Source organism: Mycobacterium sp. NGS18, assembly GCF_059813185.1.
In genome coordinates, this window is sequence record NZ_JCALEC010000001.1 from 335,866 (window position 1) to 352,001 (window position 16,136).

At 71.1% G+C, this 16,136-nt stretch carries 16 protein-coding genes; 12 read left to right on the forward strand and 4 right to left on the reverse strand.

Features of this window, described 5'->3' with window-relative positions:
* Nucleotides 1-4: 4 nt before the first annotated feature.
* The 8 genes from AC5Y31_RS01630 to mnmA all read left to right on the forward strand — a co-directional run bounded on the left by AC5Y31_RS01630 (nt 5) and on the right by mnmA (nt 9,356).
* The gene (locus AC5Y31_RS01630) at nt 5-961 is read left to right on the forward strand and encodes an electron transfer flavoprotein subunit alpha/FixB family protein (protein ID WP_301634728.1); all 957 of its coding nucleotides are present in this window, start codon (nt 5-7) and stop codon (nt 959-961) included.
* Nucleotides 962-1,007: 46 nt separating this feature from the next.
* On the forward strand, nt 1,008-3,770 hold the full coding sequence (locus AC5Y31_RS01635) for an AAA family ATPase (protein WP_499978104.1): 2,763 nt from the start codon (nt 1,008-1,010) through the stop codon (nt 3,768-3,770).
* 92 nt (nt 3,771-3,862) lie between these two features.
* Nucleotides 3,863-4,606 (forward strand): NAD(P)H-binding protein, encoded by a 744-nt coding sequence (locus AC5Y31_RS01640; protein WP_301634730.1) that lies wholly within the window; start codon nt 3,863-3,865, stop codon nt 4,604-4,606.
* Nucleotides 4,603-5,328 (forward strand): SDR family oxidoreductase, encoded by a 726-nt coding sequence (locus tag AC5Y31_RS01645; RefSeq protein ID WP_301634732.1) that lies wholly within the window; start codon nt 4,603-4,605, stop codon nt 5,326-5,328. The genes AC5Y31_RS01640 and AC5Y31_RS01645 overlap by 4 nt, the downstream gene beginning before the upstream one ends.
* A gap of 76 nt (nt 5,329-5,404) precedes the next feature.
* On the forward strand, nt 5,405-6,220 hold the full coding sequence (locus tag AC5Y31_RS01650) for a GNAT family N-acetyltransferase (protein WP_499977555.1): 816 nt from the start codon (nt 5,405-5,407) through the stop codon (nt 6,218-6,220).
* Nucleotides 6,217-7,035, forward strand: coding sequence for a lysophospholipid acyltransferase family protein (locus tag AC5Y31_RS01655; RefSeq protein WP_499977558.1), 819 nt, complete (start codon nt 6,217-6,219; stop codon nt 7,033-7,035). The genes AC5Y31_RS01650 and AC5Y31_RS01655 overlap by 4 nt, the downstream gene beginning before the upstream one ends.
* Before the next feature lie 49 nt (nt 7,036-7,084).
* Nucleotides 7,085-8,269 (forward strand): cysteine desulfurase family protein, encoded by a 1,185-nt coding sequence (locus AC5Y31_RS01660; protein ID WP_499977561.1) that lies wholly within the window; start codon nt 7,085-7,087, stop codon nt 8,267-8,269.
* Between the two features lie 10 nt (nt 8,270-8,279).
* On the forward strand, nt 8,280-9,356 hold the full coding sequence (gene mnmA, locus AC5Y31_RS01665) for a tRNA 2-thiouridine(34) synthase MnmA (protein WP_499977562.1): 1,077 nt from the start codon (nt 8,280-8,282) through the stop codon (nt 9,354-9,356).
* 9 nt (nt 9,357-9,365) lie between these two features.
* Here the strand turns inward: mnmA and AC5Y31_RS01670 are convergent, their stop codons facing one another.
* Nucleotides 9,366-9,941 carry a sensor domain-containing protein gene (locus AC5Y31_RS01670; RefSeq protein WP_499978105.1) on the reverse strand — a complete coding sequence of 192 codons (576 nt, stop codon included), beginning with the start codon at nt 9,939-9,941 and terminating at the stop codon, nt 9,366-9,368.
* Nucleotides 9,942-10,035: 94 nt separating this feature from the next.
* Between AC5Y31_RS01670 and AC5Y31_RS01675 the strand changes: the two genes are divergently transcribed.
* From AC5Y31_RS01675 to AC5Y31_RS01685, 3 genes are all read left to right on the forward strand, one after another.
* Nucleotides 10,036-11,049, forward strand: coding sequence for a uroporphyrinogen decarboxylase/cobalamine-independent methonine synthase family protein (locus AC5Y31_RS01675; RefSeq protein WP_499977564.1), 1,014 nt, complete (start codon nt 10,036-10,038; stop codon nt 11,047-11,049).
* Between the two features lie 68 nt (nt 11,050-11,117).
* Nucleotides 11,118-11,606 (forward strand): SRPBCC family protein, encoded by a 489-nt coding sequence (locus AC5Y31_RS01680; RefSeq protein ID WP_065025393.1) that lies wholly within the window; start codon nt 11,118-11,120, stop codon nt 11,604-11,606.
* On the forward strand, nt 11,603-11,908 hold the full coding sequence (locus AC5Y31_RS01685; RefSeq protein ID WP_109470806.1) for an ArsR/SmtB family transcription factor: 306 nt from the start codon (nt 11,603-11,605) through the stop codon (nt 11,906-11,908). The genes AC5Y31_RS01680 and AC5Y31_RS01685 overlap by 4 nt, the downstream gene beginning before the upstream one ends.
* Here AC5Y31_RS01685 and AC5Y31_RS01690 read toward each other — a convergent pair.
* A complete protein-coding gene (locus tag AC5Y31_RS01690; protein WP_499977566.1) occupies nt 11,903-12,298 on the reverse strand; it encodes an MmcQ/YjbR family DNA-binding protein in 396 nt (131 codons plus the stop codon). The genes AC5Y31_RS01685 and AC5Y31_RS01690 overlap by 6 nt on opposite strands.
* Nucleotides 12,299-12,314: 16 nt before the next feature.
* Complete coding sequence (locus AC5Y31_RS01695; RefSeq protein ID WP_499977570.1) at nt 12,315-13,166, reverse strand: EamA family transporter; 852 nt, start codon at nt 13,164-13,166, stop codon at nt 12,315-12,317.
* Between the two features lie 214 nt (nt 13,167-13,380).
* Between AC5Y31_RS01695 and ligA the strand changes: the two genes are divergently transcribed.
* Entirely contained in the window at nt 13,381-15,456 is a 2,076-nt protein-coding gene (gene ligA / locus AC5Y31_RS01700) for an NAD-dependent DNA ligase LigA (RefSeq protein ID WP_499977572.1), read from the forward strand.
* Here ligA and AC5Y31_RS01705 read toward each other — a convergent pair.
* On the reverse strand, nt 15,453-16,118 hold the full coding sequence (locus AC5Y31_RS01705) for an ACT domain-containing protein (protein ID WP_499977574.1): 666 nt from the start codon (nt 16,116-16,118) through the stop codon (nt 15,453-15,455). The genes ligA and AC5Y31_RS01705 overlap by 4 nt on opposite strands.
* Nucleotides 16,119-16,136: the final 18 nt, after the last annotated feature.

Below are 16,136 nucleotides of genomic sequence, written 5' to 3' on the forward strand. Positions count from 1 at the left end.
AAACATGGCTGAAGTACTCGTGCTCGTCGAGCACGCCGAAGGAGCGCTGAAGAAGGTCAGCTCCGAACTGATCACCGCCGCGCGTGCGCTCGGCGAACCGTCCGCGGTCGTCGTCGGCGCCCCCGGCGCCGCCGCCCCGTTGGTCGACGGGCTGAAGGAGGCCGGCGCCGCCAAGATCTACATCGCCGAGTCCGACGTGGTGGAGGGCTACCTGGTCACCCCGACCGTCGACGTGCTGGCCTCGCTGACCGAATCGGCGACCCCGGCCGCGGTGCTGATCGCCGCCACCGCCGAGGGCAAAGAGGTCGCCGGCCGGCTGGCGGCCCGGATCGGATCCGGTCTGCTGGTCGACGTGGTCGAGGTCAAGGAAGGCGCCAAGGTGGTGCACTCCATCTTCGGTGGCGCCTACACCGTCGAGGCCGAGCCCACCGGTGACACCCCGGTGATCACCGTGCGGGCCGGTGCCGTGGAGCCGGCCCCGAGCGCCGGTGCCGGCGAGCAGGTCACCGTCGAGGTGCCCGCCGCCGCCGAGAACGCCACCAAGATCACCTCGCGTGAGCCTGCGGTGGCCGGTGACCGTCCGGAGCTCACCGAGGCCCCGATCGTGGTGGCCGGCGGTCGTGGCGTCGGCAGCGCGGAGAGCTTCTCGGTGGTCGAGGAGCTGGCCGACTCGCTCGGTGCGGCCGTGGGCGCCTCGCGTGCCGCGGTGGACTCGGGCTACTACCCGGGCCAGTTCCAGATCGGCCAGACCGGCAAGACGGTCTCGCCGCAGCTGTACATCGCGCTGGGGATCTCCGGCGCGATCCAGCACCGGGCCGGCATGCAGACGTCCAAGACCATCGTGGTGGTCAACAAGGACGAGGAAGCGCCGATCTTCGAGATCGCCGACTACGGCATCGTCGGCGACCTGTTCAAGGTCGCCCCGCAGCTGACCGAGGCGGTCAAGACCCGCAAGGGATAGTTTCTTCTGCGTGAGCAGACGCGAAAGCCCCCATTTCGATACCGGAATGGGGGCTTTCGCGTCTGCTCGGCGGGAGCACGGACTCACCGGCCGGGATGCCGAATGCGCGCAACTGCAGGACCTTCTCGCACGAGCCCGCGACGGCAACGGCCAGGCGCTCGTCCTGCGGGGTGAGCCCGGCATCGGCAAAACCGCGCTGCTGGGTTACCTCACCGAGCGTGCGACCGGGTTCCGGGTGATCGGAACGGCCGGGGTGGAGTCCGACATGGAACTGGCCTTCGCCGGCCTGCAGCAGCTGTGCGCCCCGTTGATGGAGTGCGCCGGCGCGCTTCCCGAACCGCAACACGAGGCGCTGCAGATCGCCTTCGGACTGCGTTCGGGTCCGGCACCGGACCGCTTTCTGGTCGGGCTCGCGGCACTGGGCCTGCTTGCCGCGGCCGCCGGTGAGCGCCCGGTGCTGTGTCTGGTCGACGATGCCCAGTGGCTGGACCAGGTGACGGCGCAGACGTTGGGGTTCGTGGCGCGCCGCCTGCAGGCCGAACCGGTGGCGCTGGTGTTCGGGCTGCGCGAGCGGGTCGATGCGCTGACCGGCCTGCCCCGGCTGGTGTTGCGCGGGCTCGGCGAGGCCGACGCCCGGGAGCTGCTGGAATCGGCGTTGCCCGGGCGCATCGATGCTCAGGTGCGCGACCGGATCGTCGCCGAAACGCACGGTAATCCGCTGGCGCTGCTGGAGCTGCCCCGCGGCCTGTCCGCCGCCGAATTGGCCGGCGGCTACTACCGGCCCGACGTCCAGCCGGTCGCCGGCCAGATCGAACAGCACTTCCTCGAACAGGTCCGGTCGCTGCCCGACGAAACCCAGCGGTTGCTGCTGGTGGCTGCCGCCGAACCGGTGGGTGACGCCGCGTTGTTGCTGCGCGCCGCCGCGGAGCTGGGCCTGTCCGCGGCGGCCCTGACAGCGGCGCAGGAGGCGGGGCTGGTCGATGTGGCGGCGCACGTGCGATTCCGGCATCCGCTGGTGCGCTCCGCGGTCTACCGCGCGGCGACCGGCGACGATCGCCGAGACGCACACCGTGTGTTGGCCGCGGCAACCGACCCGGCGCACGATCCCGACCGCCGGGCCTGGCATCGCGCGCACGCTGCCGCCGAGCCCGACGAAGCCGTCGCCGCGGAGCTGCAACAATCCGCCGGCAGAGCCGCGATCAGGGGCGGAACCGCGGCCGTGGCAGCGTTTTTGGCCCGTGCCACCGAACTCACCCCCGATGCCCACCGGCGGGGATCGCGTGCACTCGACGCCGCCGAAGCCAAGCGAGCCGCCGCTGAATTCGACGCCGCCGGTGAGCTGCTGGCCACCGCCGAACTGGCGCCGTTGGATGCGCTGCAACGGGCCCGGCTGGCACGCATGCGCGCGCAACTGGCGTTCACCCGCGGCCGCGGTAGCGGTGATGCACTGGCGCTGGTGGATTCGGTCCACCAATTCTTTCGCGCCGCAAGCACTTTGGAACCGCTGGATGCCGCAATGGCGCAGGAGACCCTGTTGGAAGCGGTCAGCTCCGCGATGTACGCCGGCCGGCAGTTCGGGGCCGATGTGCGCCCGCACGTCACCGCCGCGCTGGCCGCCGGCTCGGCTGCGGACCACCCGATTCGACCGGCCGAACTGTTGTTGCGGGCCTTGAACACCCGAATCAGCGCGGGAAGCGTTGCCGGCGTGCCGCTGTTGCGTGCCGCTGTCGCCGCGCTGACCCCGACAAGCTGGTCCTGGCAGGCGTTTCCGGTCGGATACGAAGCGGCCGTGCACGATGCTTGGGACGACGAATCGTGGTACCGGATCGCCACGGACGCGGTACGGGTCGCGACCGACACCGGTGCGCTGGCGATGCTGCCGACGGCGCTGACGACCCGCGCCGGCCTGCACATCCAGTCCGGCGAGTTCGCGTCGGCGCAGGCATTGCTGGCCGAGGCCGGCGCCCTCTCGGCTGCCGCCGGCCAGGCCCCATTGCGCTATCACGAGCTGGCGTTGGCGGCGTGGGTCGGTGACGAAGCGGAGAGCACCCGACTGCTCGATACCGCCATGCGCGACGGGGTCGCTCGCGGTGAGGGACGGGTGACCGGGCTGGCGGGGTACGCCGGCGCGGTGCTGCACAACGGGCTGGGGCACTATCAGGCGGCGTGTGAGCTGCTGGTCCGGGCCTGTGAATACGAGGACCTGGGGCTATACGGGTGGAACCTGGTGGAATTGGTGGAGGCGGCCGTCCGGAGCGACCGGCCGGATGTGGCCGCCGACGCGCTGGAGCAGCTCGGTGAACGAACCCAGGCCGCCGGAACCGACTGGGCGCACGGGATGCGCGCCCGCTCGGCGGCGCTGCTCAGCGGTGGCGACACCGCGGAGAGCCTCTACCGCGAGGCGATCGAGCGACTGGGTCGCACGCGTATCGCCGTCCAACTCGCGCGCACCCACCTGCTGTACGGCGAATGGCTGCGCCGGGAGAACCGTCGCACCGACGCCCGTGCCCAGCTGCGGACCGCGCACGAGGCGTTCGCCCGGATGGGCGCCCGGGCGTTCGCCGACCGCAGCCGCCGGGAACTGCAGGCCACCGGCCAGAAGGCCGGCAAGCGCCCGGCCGGCGCGGGGGATGCGTTGACCGCCCAGGAGCAGCAGATCGCCGAACTGGCCGGGGCGGGACTGACCAATACCGAAATCGCCGCCCAGTTATTCATCAGCGCGCACACCGTGGAATGGCACCTGCGCAAGGTGTTCGCCAAGCTGGCCATCCGCTCGCGCCGCCAGCTGCGCGACACCCCGTGGCGGTGACGGACAGACTACGGACTTTCCGGGGTACACCCATCGCCTTGCCGGTGCCAGTGTGGACGAGACACAGTCGGCCAACGGAAGGGCGGAACGACATGAAAATCACCGTGATGGGCGCCAGCGGTCAGATCGGCACGAAAGTGGTCTCGCTGCTGGCCGCCGCCGGGCACGAGCCGGTGGCCGCCTCGCGCAACACCGGCGCGGACGTCCTCACCGGCGAGGGCCTGGCCGAGGCACTGTCGGGTGCCGACGTGCTGGTCGACGTGGTGAACTCACCGAACTTCGACGACGACCCGGTGTTGGACTTCTTCACCCGCTCGACGACCAACCAGGTGACCGCGGCCCGCCAGGCCGATGTCAGCCACTACGTGGCGCTGTCGATCGTGGGCTGCGACGCCCTGCCCGACAGCGGCTACATGCGGGCCAAGGTCGCCCAGGAACGGATCATCGCCGAATCCGGGTTGCCGTACACGATCGTGCGCGCCACCCAGTTCCACGAGTTCGCCGACGCGATCACCGCGTCGCTGACCGTCGACGGGGTGGTGCGGGCCCCCGAAGGCCTGATCCAGCCGATCGCCGGCGCGGACGTGGCCGCCGCGGTGGCCCGCGCCGCCCAGGCGGCGCCGGTCGACGGGATCGTCGACGTCGGCGGCCCGGAGAAGATGACCTTCGCCGAGCTGGCCGCGGCGGCGCTGGCGCACCGGGGCGAGTCCCTGCCGATCGTCGTCGACCCGGCGGCCGTCTATTTCGGCACCAAGGTCGGCGACACCGGGTTGGTCACCGGCCCCGACGCGACGCTGGCCCAGACCCGGCTGGCGGACTGGCTGGCGAGCCAGTGAACGACCTCGCGGGCCAGACCGCGCTGGTGACCGGCGGGACCGCGGGCATCGGGCTCGAGTCCGCGCGGCTGCTGGCGCGGCACGGCGCCGCGGTCATCATCACCGGCCGTTCGGCGCAGCGCGGCGCGGCGGCGGTCGCCGAACTCGGTTCCGGTGTGCGGTTCGTGGCCGCCGACCTGTCCGACCTCGAATCGGTGAGAGCCCTTGTCCGGCACTGCGGTGAGGTCGACATCGTGGTCAACAACGCCGCGAGCTTCCCGGGCGCGCTGACCGTCGAACAGGACGTCACGTCCTTCGAGTCGACGTTCGACACCAACGTGCGCGGCGCCTACTTCCTGGTCGCCGCGCTGGCGCCCGGAATGATGCGGCGAGGACACGGCAGCATCGTCAACGTCACCAGCATGGTCGCCTTCAAGGGTGTGCCGGGGGCGTCGAGCTACAGCGCGTCCAAAGCCGCGCTGGAATCGCTGACCCGCACCTGGGCCGCCGAATTCGGGCCGCACGGGGTGCGGGTGAACAGCGTCGCGCCCGGCCCCACCGCCACCGAGGGGGTGGTCGCCGAATGGGGCGAGGTCAACGACGAACTGGGCCGGGCGCTTCCGCTCGGCCGCACCGCACACGCGGCCGAGATCGCCGAAGCGGTGCTGTTTCTCGCCTCACCGAGGTCCAGTTTCATCACCGGATCGACCCTGCACGCCGACGGCGGTGGTGCCGCCGCCTGAATTCGTCACCGAGCGTGCACCGACCTGTCATGCGGTGATTGCCTTTACGCCGCATGACTGCGCGACCGTACCGGGTGTGAGCACTGGTTCTGTACTCATCGCCCCCGACCCCACCACCACCGACAACACCCCGCGATACTCGCTGCTGGTATCGACGGATCCTGCGCTGATCGAAGTCGCGCAGCGGCTGCGCTACGAAGTGTTCAGCACCGAGCCGGGGTTCGCGCTGCCGCACAGTGCCGACGGCCGCGACGCCGACCGGTTCGACGACTACTGCGATCACCTGCTGGTGCGCGACGACACCTCCGGCGCGCTGGTCGGCTGCTACCGGATGCTGCCCCCGACCGGTGCCATCGCCGCCGGAGGTCTTTACAGTGCAAGCGAATTCGATGTCAGCTCGCTGGATCCGCTGCGACCGTCGCTGGTCGAGATGGGCCGGGCGGTGGTACGCCCGGGGCACCGCAACGGTGCCGTCGTGCTGTTGATGTGGGCCGGGATCCTGGCCTATTTGGACCGCTACGAGTACGACTACATCACCGGCTGCGTGTCGGTGCCCGTTCACGGCGAGGGTGCGCCCGGCAGCCAGATCCGCGGCGTCCGTGACTTCGTGCGGCGCCGTCACGCCTCCCCGCACCGAGTGAGGCCGTATCGGCCGGTGGTGCTCGGCGGCAAGAGCCTCGACGAGATCACCCCGCCGGCGCGACCGGTCCTGCCGCCGCTGCTGCGCGGCTATCTGCGGCTGGGGGCGCGGATCTGCGGCGAACCGGCTCACGACCCCGCCTTCGGGGTGGCGGACTTCCCGGCGCTGCTGTGCCGAAGCGAGGCAGACACCCGGTATCTGCGCCGGCTGCGCTCGATGGCTGCGACAGCCGCCGACACCCCCGAAGCGTGACCCGGGCCGTCGTGCACCCCTGGGCGCCGCGGGGATTCTGCACGCCGGCGTGCGTGCACGGCGCCGCCGAGCGAGTTTCCCCGGCGGTGGTGGCGGCCCGGCTGGCCCTGGTGCTACTGCTGATACCGGTGCTGCCACTGCTGGCCGTGCCGCTACCGGGCCGGGTGCGGTTCCAGCGCGGCTGCTGCCGGCTGGTGCTGCGCTGCTTCGGGGTGCGGGTGACCACGACAGGCGGGCCGGTACGCAACCTGCCCGGCATGCTGGTGGTCAGTGCACACACCTCCTGGCTGGACGTGTTCGTCGTCGGCGCGGTGTCGCCGGGCACGTTCGTGGCCCGCGCCGACCTGATCAGCTGGCCCGGCATCGGGGCGCTGGCCCGCCTGCTGCGGATCATCCCGATCGACCGGCACAGCCTGCGCGGGCTGCCGGCGGTCGTCGACGCGGTGACGGCCAGGTTGCGGGCGGGCCGCATCGTCGTGGCGTTCCCGGAGGGCACCACCTGGTGCGGGCGCGCCCACGGCAGGTACTACCCGGCGATGTTCCAGGCCGCCGTGGACGCATCGCGGCCGGTGCAGCCGCTGCGGCTCAGCTACCACCACGCCGACGGGTCGCGCTCGACCCTGCCCGCGTTCGTCGGTGACGACACCCTGGTGGCCTCGATGCGGCGCTTGATCACCGCACGGCGCACCGTTGCGCGGGTGCACGTGGCGTCCTTGCAGCTGCCGGGGTCCGATCGGCGTGAGCTGGCCGCCCGCTGTCAGGCCTCAGTAAGTTGCCGGGCGCAGCCAAGCCGCCAGGCCTGCATCTTCTGCTGAAAGCATGGCTGGTCGGGTGCCTCGAAGTGCCCGGTATTCTGGGCGGGTCATGGTCTATCTGGATCACGCCGCCACCACCCCGATGTACCCCGAGGCCATCGAGGCGATGACGGCTGTCATGAGCGGTGTCGGCAACGCCTCGTCGCTGCACGCGGCCGGCCGCGCCGCACGCCGCCGGATGGAGGAGTCCCGAGAGTCCATCGCCGCGCAGCTGGGGGCCCGCCCGTCGGAGGTGGTGTTCACCGCCGGCGGCACCGACGGCGACAACCTGGCGCTCAAGGGCATCTACTGGGCCCGCCGGGACGCCGAGCCGCGCCGGCGCCGGATCATCACCACTGAGGTCGAACACCACGCCGTGCTCGACTCGGTCAGCTGGCTCGCCGAGCACGAGGGCGCCGAGATCACCTGGCTGCCCACCGAGGCCGACGGTTCGGTGTCAGCGGCCGCGCTGCGCGCGGAATTGGACGCCGGCCGTGCTGACGATGTCGCGCTGATATCGGTGATGTGGGCCAACAACGAGGTCGGCACGGTGCTGCCGATCACCGAACTGTCCGCAGTCGCAGCGGAATTCGGGGTGCCCATGCACTCCGACGCGGTGCAGGCCGTCGGGCAGCTGCCGGTCGACTTCCAAACCAGCGGGCTGTCGGCGCTGAGCCTGACCGCCCACAAGTTCGGTGGTCCGTGCGGGGTCGGCGCGCTGCTGGTGCGCCGCGACGTGACGTGTGTCCCGCTGATGCACGGCGGCGGTCAGGAACGTGACATCCGCTCGGGCACACCCGATGTCGCCGGTGCGGTCGGGATGGCCACCGCGCTGCAGATCGCGGTGGGCTCGTGCGAGGTCACTGCCGACCGGGTGGCGGGCCTGCGCGACCGCCTCATCGACGGGGTGCTCGCGGCGATCGACGACACCTGCGTCAACGGGTCGCGCACCGACCGGCTGCCGGGCAACGCACACTTCACCTTCGCCGGCTGCGAAGGCGACTCCTTGCTGATGCTGTTGGACGCCAACGGGATCGAATGCTCCACCGGTTCGGCGTGTACTTCCGGGGTGGCGCGCCCGTCGCATGTCCTGACCGCGATGGGCGCCGACCCGGTCGCCGCGCGCGGCTCGCTGCGATTGTCGTTGGGGCACACCAGCGTCGAGGCCGACGTGGACGCGGTGCTGGCGGTGCTGCCCGGCGCCGTGGAACGGGCCCGCCAGGCCATGCTGGCTGCCGCGGGGGTGCCGCGATGAAGGTAGCCACATGAAGGTTGTCGCCGCCATGAGCGGCGGGGTGGATTCGTCGGTCGCCGCGGCCCGCATGGTCGACGCCGGCCACGACGTGGTCGGCGTGCACCTGGCGCTGTCGCGCAACCCGGGCACGCTGCGCACCGGCTCGCGGGGCTGCTGCTCGCGGGAGGACTCCGACGACGCCCGCCGGGTCGCCGACGTGCTGGGCATCCCGTTCTACGTGTGGGACTTCTCCGAGCAGTTCCAAGCAGAGGTGATCGACGACTTCGTCGAATCCTATGCCCGCGGCGAGACCCCGAACCCGTGCGTGCGTTGCAACGAGAAGATCAAGTTCTCCGCGGTGGCCGCTCGCGCCGTGGCGCTCGGCTTCGACATGGTGGCCACCGGTCACTACGCCCGACTCGCCGACGGCCGGCTGCGCCGCGCGGTCGACGCCGACAAGGACCAGTCCTATGTGCTGGCGGTGCTGACCGCCGAACAACTGAGCCACGCGGCGTTCCCGATCGGTGACACCCCCAAGCCGGAGATCCGCGCCGAAGCCGCCGAACGCGGCCTGGCGGTGGCCAGCAAACCCGACAGCCACGACATCTGCTTCATCCCGACCGGCGACACCCGCACCTTCCTGGGCAGCCATATCGGGGTGCGGCCCGGCGCCGTCGTCGACGCCGGCGGGACGGTGCTGGCCGAACACGACGGGGTGCACGGCTTCACCATCGGCCAGCGCAAGGGCCTGGGCATCGCGGGGCCCGGACCGGACGGCCGGCCGCGATATGTGACCGGCATCGACGCCGCCACCGCTACCGTCACCGTGGGTGCCGCCGCCGACCTGGACGTGCTGGAGCTGACCGGGCGGACGCCGGTGTTCACCTCGGGGCGCGGGTGGGAGGGCCCCGTCGAGTGCGAGGTGCAGGTGCGCGCCCACGGCGAGACCGTCGGCGCGATCGCCGAACCGGTCGGCCACGAACTGCGGGTGCGGCTGCGGGAGCCGCTGCGCGGTGTGGCCCGCGGCCAGACCCTGGCCTGCTACCGCCCGGACGCGCGCGGCGACGAAGTGATCGCCAGCGCCACCATCGCCGGCACCGGAGACTGAGCCACCGCTCTAACCGGGGACCCCGGCCGCCATGTTCGTCACCACCAGATCGGCGACCGAATCCGAGAAGCCGCAATGGGTGACCTCCAGCAGCGCAACCGATTTAAGCAGATAAGAACGGCCGCAGTTGCCGGCACGGGTGTGTAGCGCCTGCTGGTCGGCGGCCCAGTCGCCGACCAGGCCCGGGCCGGCCGAACTGTCGGCGCACTCGGCGACGGTGCCGATGAGGGCGTCGAATGCGTTCCGGGCGGCATCCGGGTCGGGGTAGACGGCGGCGCCCTCGGAGATCAACGCCCCCTTGGGCGGGTACTGGTAGGTGATCTTGCGGAACTGGGCGAACTCCCGGCCGAACACCGTGTTCTCGGCGTAGATGTAGCGGCACGGTGGAGGGAGCGTCGCGGCGAGGTCGTCGATGTCGACCGGCGAGGTGGTGTCCATCGACGGGATAATCGTCAATTCCTCACCGGCGCCGGTGATCCCGCGCATCCGGAAGTTGTCGAGCAAGATCTTGCTGATCTCGACCCCGTCGGGTGGCAGGCGGCCTGGAATCTGCGTCGGCGGTAGGAGGCCGGCACCATCCACCATCCGGGTGCACCCCAGCAGCGCCGCGACTGCGCACAACGGCAGCAGCCGCGAGGTCCTCACTCGTCGAAGGTTAGCCCGCCGGTACGGTTCCCGGGTGAGTGTTTTCGCCACCGGCACCGGCATCGGCTCCTGGCCGGGTACCTCCGCGCGCCAGGCCGCCGAGGTGGTGGTGGGGGAGCTGGGCGGCAGCCTGGCCCACCTGGTCGAGCTGCCCGGCCGCGGGGTGGGTGCCGATCTGATCGGCCGGGCCGGCGCACTGCTGGTCGACATCGCCCTCGACACCGCCCCGCGCGGCTACCGGCTGGCCGCGCGGCCCGGCGCGGTGAGCCGGCGCGCGGTCAGCCTGCTCGGCGAGGACACCGATGCCCTCGAAGAAGCCTGGGAGATCGCCGGCCTGCGCGGTAGCGGGCAGCCGGTCAAGCTGCAGGCGCCCGGGCCGCTGACGCTGGCCGCCGAGGTGGAGCTGGCTAACGGGCACCGGGCCATCACCGACCCCGGCGCGGTCCGGGACCTGGCCGCGTCGCTGGGCGAGGGCCTGAAGATGCATCGGGCCGACTTGTCCCGCCAGCTCGACACCTCGGTGGTCGTGCAGCTCGACGAGCCGTCCCTGGCCGCGGCCGTGACCGGCCGGCTGGCCGGGGTGACCGCCCTGAGCCCGGTGCCCGCCATCGATGAAGCGGTGGCCACGGCGCTGCTCGACGGCTGCGCCGAGACGGTGGGCGGCGAGGTCCTGGTGCACAGCTGCGCGGCGGGGCTGCCGTGGACCGTGTTGCAGCGCAGCAGCATCGCGGCGGTATCGCTGGACGCCACCGCATTGGGGCCGGCCGACTACGACGCGATCGGCGCGTTCGTCGATGCCGGCCGCACCGTGGTGCTGGGATTGCTCCCGGCGGTCGCGCCGGCGCGACGCCCGTCGGTGGAGGAACTTGCCGCCGCGGCGGCCGCGATCACCGACCGGATCGGTTTTGCGCGCTCGGTGCTGGGCGAGCGGGTCGGCGTCAGCCCGGTGTGTGGGATGGCGGGTGCCACCGCGAAGTGGGCGCGTACCGCGCTCGGGCTGGTGGGCCGCGCCGGCGCGGCGCTGGCGCAGGATCCGGAGGCGGTGTAGTCACGCAACCGTAGGGTTGCATGTCGAACGAGCATCTGTTCTACTCATATGCAACCAGGAGGTTGCGCATGAGTACGGATCGGATTGAGAAGCAGGTCCTGTTGCGGGCATCGCTGGACCGGGTGTGGCAGGCGATCAGCGACCCCGCGGAATTCGGGCAGTGGTTCGGCGTACGGATCGACGGACCCTTCGTCGCCGGCAGTTCGGTGACGGCGACGATCACCCCGACGACCGTCGACGAGGAGGTCGCCCGACTGCAGGAACCGCACGCGGGCAACCGAACGACATGGCAGATCGTCGCGGTGGAACCGCGGCGACGGTTCGCCTACCGCTGGCATCCATGCGCCGGTGAGGCTGACGCCGAGGACGAACCGACCACCCTGGTGGAGTTCACCCTCGCTGAAACGGCCGACGGGGTGCACCTCACCATCGTCGAGAGCGGCTTCGACGCGCTGCCGGAGGCTCGGCGCTCCGGCGCGTTCGAGGCGAACTCCGGCGGTTGGGCGCACCAGGCGGAGTTGGTGCGCAAGTACCTGGCGCTGGGCCGGCCGGCGTGACGGCCCCGGTCTTCGGCGCGCTCGGAGACCCCAACCGGTTGCTCATCGTCAAGCGGCTGTGCGAGGGCGGTCCCTGCTCGACTTCCCAAGTCGCCCAGGTGGTCCCGGTGACGCGGCAGGCCGCCACGAAACATCTGCAACTGCTGGAGTCGGTGGGCCTGGTCAACAGCGCCCGCCGCGGCCGGGAACGCATCTGGGAGGTGCAGACCCGGCCGCTGGCCGAAGCCGGTGACTACCTCGCCGCGCTGTCGCGGCGCTGGGACGCCACCATCGACCGGTTGCGCGCCCACGTCGAGTCATAGCCCGTCGAGCAGCCGGATCAACCGCGAGGACGCGGTCAGCCGAAACGAGGCGTCGACCAGTTCGCCGACCTCATCCCAATCCACCTGGGTCGCGTCGAAATCCAGTCCCAACCAGCCTGACGGACCCAGATACATCGGATAGAAGAACCGGTTGTCCTGCTCGAGGGCGCGCCGCTCGGATTCCTCGACCTTGACCAGTAACGAGTGGGGGTAGCGCACCATCGTGCCGTCGATCTTGGCGCTGCCGCCGAAGACCGCGAATATCTTCGGCGCGCAGAACACCGGGCGGCCGTGCGAGATCTTCTCGGACGCCTCGGGAAAGCCCAAGGCGATGCGGCGCAGGCCCGCCAGGCCCGGGTCGTCGTCGTGGAACATGATCGGGTGCGGCACGCATCCAGGCTAAGCCTCAGCCGGTGGTGATCATCGCCACCGCGGCGGCCGCGAGCACCATGCCGACGACCTGCCAGCGATGAACCCGCTCGCGCAACACCACGACCGCCAGCACCACCGTTGCCGCCGGATACAGCGAGATGAGCACGCTGCCCAGCGACAGCAGCGAGGTGTGCAACGTCAGCACCATCGTCACGTTGGCCCCGGTGTCCAGCACGCCGGCGATCAGCGCCAGCCGCAGCGGGGCTCCCGACGGCGGCGCCGCGTTGCGGGTGGCCGTGGCCAGCACCACCACCAGCACGGTCGCCGCGGCGCGGGCGAACAGCAGCGGCCAGAGTCGCGACTGCAGCTCGGTGTGGTCGATGCACACGAAGTTGAGTCCGAGCGCGAATCCGGAGGCGATCGTCAGCCAGGCCACCTTGTAGGTGAAGCGGTGCGGTGCGGGTCTCCCGCCGGTGGCCTCCCGGCTGATCAGCAGCACGGCCATCAGTGCCAGTGCGATGCCGGCCGTGGCGACCGGGCTGGGTCGCTCACCGGAGAGGAACCCGAAACCGATCGGGACGCTCGCGTCGACCAGGGCGGCCAGGGGCGACACCACCGATATCGGCCCGGCGGCCAGCGCCGAGAAGAACCACCAGATACCGACCGCCTGGCTGATCCCGCCCAGTGCCCCGTAGATCACCGCGTTGGCGGTCACCGAGCCGCCGCACAGTACGGCCAAGCCGCCGATCAGCACCATCGACACCGGCGTGGAGATCAGGATCACCCGCAGCGCGGTGACCTGGCGCGCGGCCACGCCGCCGACGAAGTCGGTGACGCCGAAGCCGGCGGCCGACAGCAACGCCAGCGAGGGGCTTGAAGAGGCCATGCTTGCTCGGTGCTCCTGGTGAGGTCAGTTCCCGCGGTGGTGAGCAAGCTCTCTCACGATGGCTTACGCATGGCGCAGATTAACCACTGGCGGTGTACAGCCCGTGAACGGTTCGGGTCTGTTCGGTTTTCCCGGCGCTGGCCAGCGGGCGGACGGGGCAAGAATCACCCTGCGCCGAAACTCCGGCGGAGGCCGAACCGGATAACCTGCGGGAGTGAGCCCACAAGCGGACAGCGTCACCCCTGAGATTCGGCGGCAGTGGCACGACCTGGCCGAAGAGGTGCGCGAGCACCAGTTCCGCTACTACGTCAAAGACGCGCCGATCATCCCCGACAGTGAGTTCGACGAACTGTTCAACCGGCTGCTCGCGCTCGAGGACGCGCACCCTGAGCTGCGTGCCGCCGATTCGCCCACCCAGCTGGTGGGCGGGGCCGGGTTCACCACCGAGTTCGCGCCCGCCGAACACCTGGAGCGGATGCTATCGCTCGAGGACGTGTTCTCACCCGATGAGCTGACCGCCTGGGCGGGCCGGGTCGCCGGTGAGATCGGCGGCGACACCAGCTATCTGTGCGAGCTCAAGGTCGACGGGGTGGCGCTCGGGCTGGTGTATCGCGACGGCCGACTGAGCAGCGGGGCCACCCGCGGTGACGGCCGGGTCGGCGAGGACGTGACGCTCAACGCGCGCACCATCGCCGACATCCCCGAATTCCTCACCGCCGATAGCGAATTCCCGATCCCGGCGGTGCTGGAGGTGCGCGGCGAGGTGTACTTCCGGCTGGAGGACTTCGAAACCCTCAACGCCGGACTGGTCGCCGAGGGCAAGGCGCCGTTCGCCAATCCCCGCAACAGCGCGGCCGGCTCACTGCGGCAGAAGAACCCGGCCATCACCGCCCGGCGCAACCTGCGGATGGTCTGCCACGGCCTGGGCTACGCCGAGGGGTTCAACCCGGCCACCCTGCACGAGGCCTACGCCGCCATGAAGGCCTGGGGCCTGCCGGTCTCGGCCCACACCGCCCGCGTCGAAGGCATGGCCGCGGTGGCCGAACGCATCACCTACTGGGGCGAGCACCGCCACGACGTCGAACACGAAATCGACGGCGTGGTCGTCAAAGTCGACGACCGGGCGCTGCAGCGCCGGCTCGGCGCCACCTCGCGGGTACCGCGCTGGGCGGTGGCCTACAAGTACCCGCCGGAGGAGGCGCAGACCACGCTGGTCGACATCCGGGTCAGCGTCGGGCGCACCGGCCGGGTCACCCCGTTCGCCTACATGACCCCGGTCAAGGTGGCTGGCTCCACGGTGGGGCTGGCCACGCTGCACAACGCCTCGGAGGTCAAACGCAAAGGGGTGCTGATCGGCGACACCGTGATCATCCGCAAGGCCGGCGACGTGATCCCCGAGGTGCTCGGGCCGGTCGTCGACCTGCGCGACGGCACCGAACGCGAATTCGTCATGCCTACTCATTGCCCGGAATGCGGAACCCTGCTGGCGCCGGCCAAAGAGGCCGACGTCGACATCCGCTGCCCCAATGCCCGGTCCTGCCCGGCGCAGCTGCGCGAGCGGGTGTTCCACGTCGCCGGACGCGGCGCCTTCGACATCGAGGCCCTCGGGTACGAGGCGGCGATCGCGCTGCTGAGCGCCGGCGTCATCACCGACGAGGGCGATCTGTTCACCCTCACCGAAGACGACCTGCTGCGCACCGACTTGTTCACCATCAAGGGCGGTGTGCTGTCCAAGAACGGCCGGCAACTGCTGGCCAACCTCGACAAGGCCAAATCCCAACCGCTGTGGCGGGTGCTGGTGGCGTTGTCGATCCGCCACGTCGGTCCGACCGCGGCCCGGGCGCTGGCCACCGAGTTCGGCAGCCTGGAGGCGATCACCGCGGCGTCCACCGAGCAGCTGGCGGCCGTCGAGGGCGTCGGGCCCACCATCGCTACCGCGGTCACCGAATGGTTCGACGTCGACTGGCACCGCGCGATCGTCGACAAGTGGCGGGCGGCCGGGGTGCGGATGGCCGACGAGCGCGACGCGAGCATCGAACGCACGCTGGAGGGCTTGAGCATCGTCGTGACCGGTTCACTGACCGGCTTCTCCCGCGATGAGGCCAAGGAGGCCATCATCGCGCGCGGCGGCCGGGCGGCCGGATCGGTGTCGAAGAAGACCGCCTACCTCGTCGCCGGTGACGCGCCGGGGTCGAAGTACGACAAGGCCGTCGAACTCGGCGTGCCGATCCTCGACGAAGAGGGCTTCGCCAGGTTGCTGGCCGAAGGGCCGGCCGAGACAACGGATTAGCGCAGCAGGGTCGCGACGATCCCGGCCAGATAGCCCAGCCGCGCCACTTCGGCCGGCAGGAACGCCGGACCGCCGGTGCGCCCCAAGACGACCGCGGTGCGCGGGTTGCCCAGCGGGGCGGCCAGCAGCGCCGTGTCCATCTCCCGCCAGACCGTGGGCACCCAGTCGGCGGAGTTGTCCAGTGCGGTGGCGCGCTCGATCGGCAGCCACGGCAGCGCACCGACTTCGGTCTCGGGGGTGCCCGGACTCCCGGCCAGCCGGCGGAACCGCCCGGCGGATCCCTCGCCGCGCACCACCACGCACCAGCTGACCCGCAGCACCCGGGGTGCGTCGTCGACCAGCCTCTGCAGTTTGGCCTGGCGGTCACCGGCGGCCGCGACGCGGTCGATGAGCTCGAGTTCGCGGTGTGCCTCCAGCAGCCCGGTGTGTGGGCGCACACTGTGCACTCGTATCCCGGTGAGCCGTTCGGCGGCGGTGATCAGCACGTCGGGCATCGATCCGGGCGGTAGCTCGACCACCAGGTCGTCGATCGCCGAGCCGCTGCCACGCTCGATGACGTCCAGCGACAAGATGTCGGCACCCACCGAGCCCAGGGCGACCGCCAGCGAGCCGAGGCTGCCCGGGCGGTCGTCCAGTTCGACGCGCAGCAGATAGGAAGGCACGGCGAACACTGTTCCACA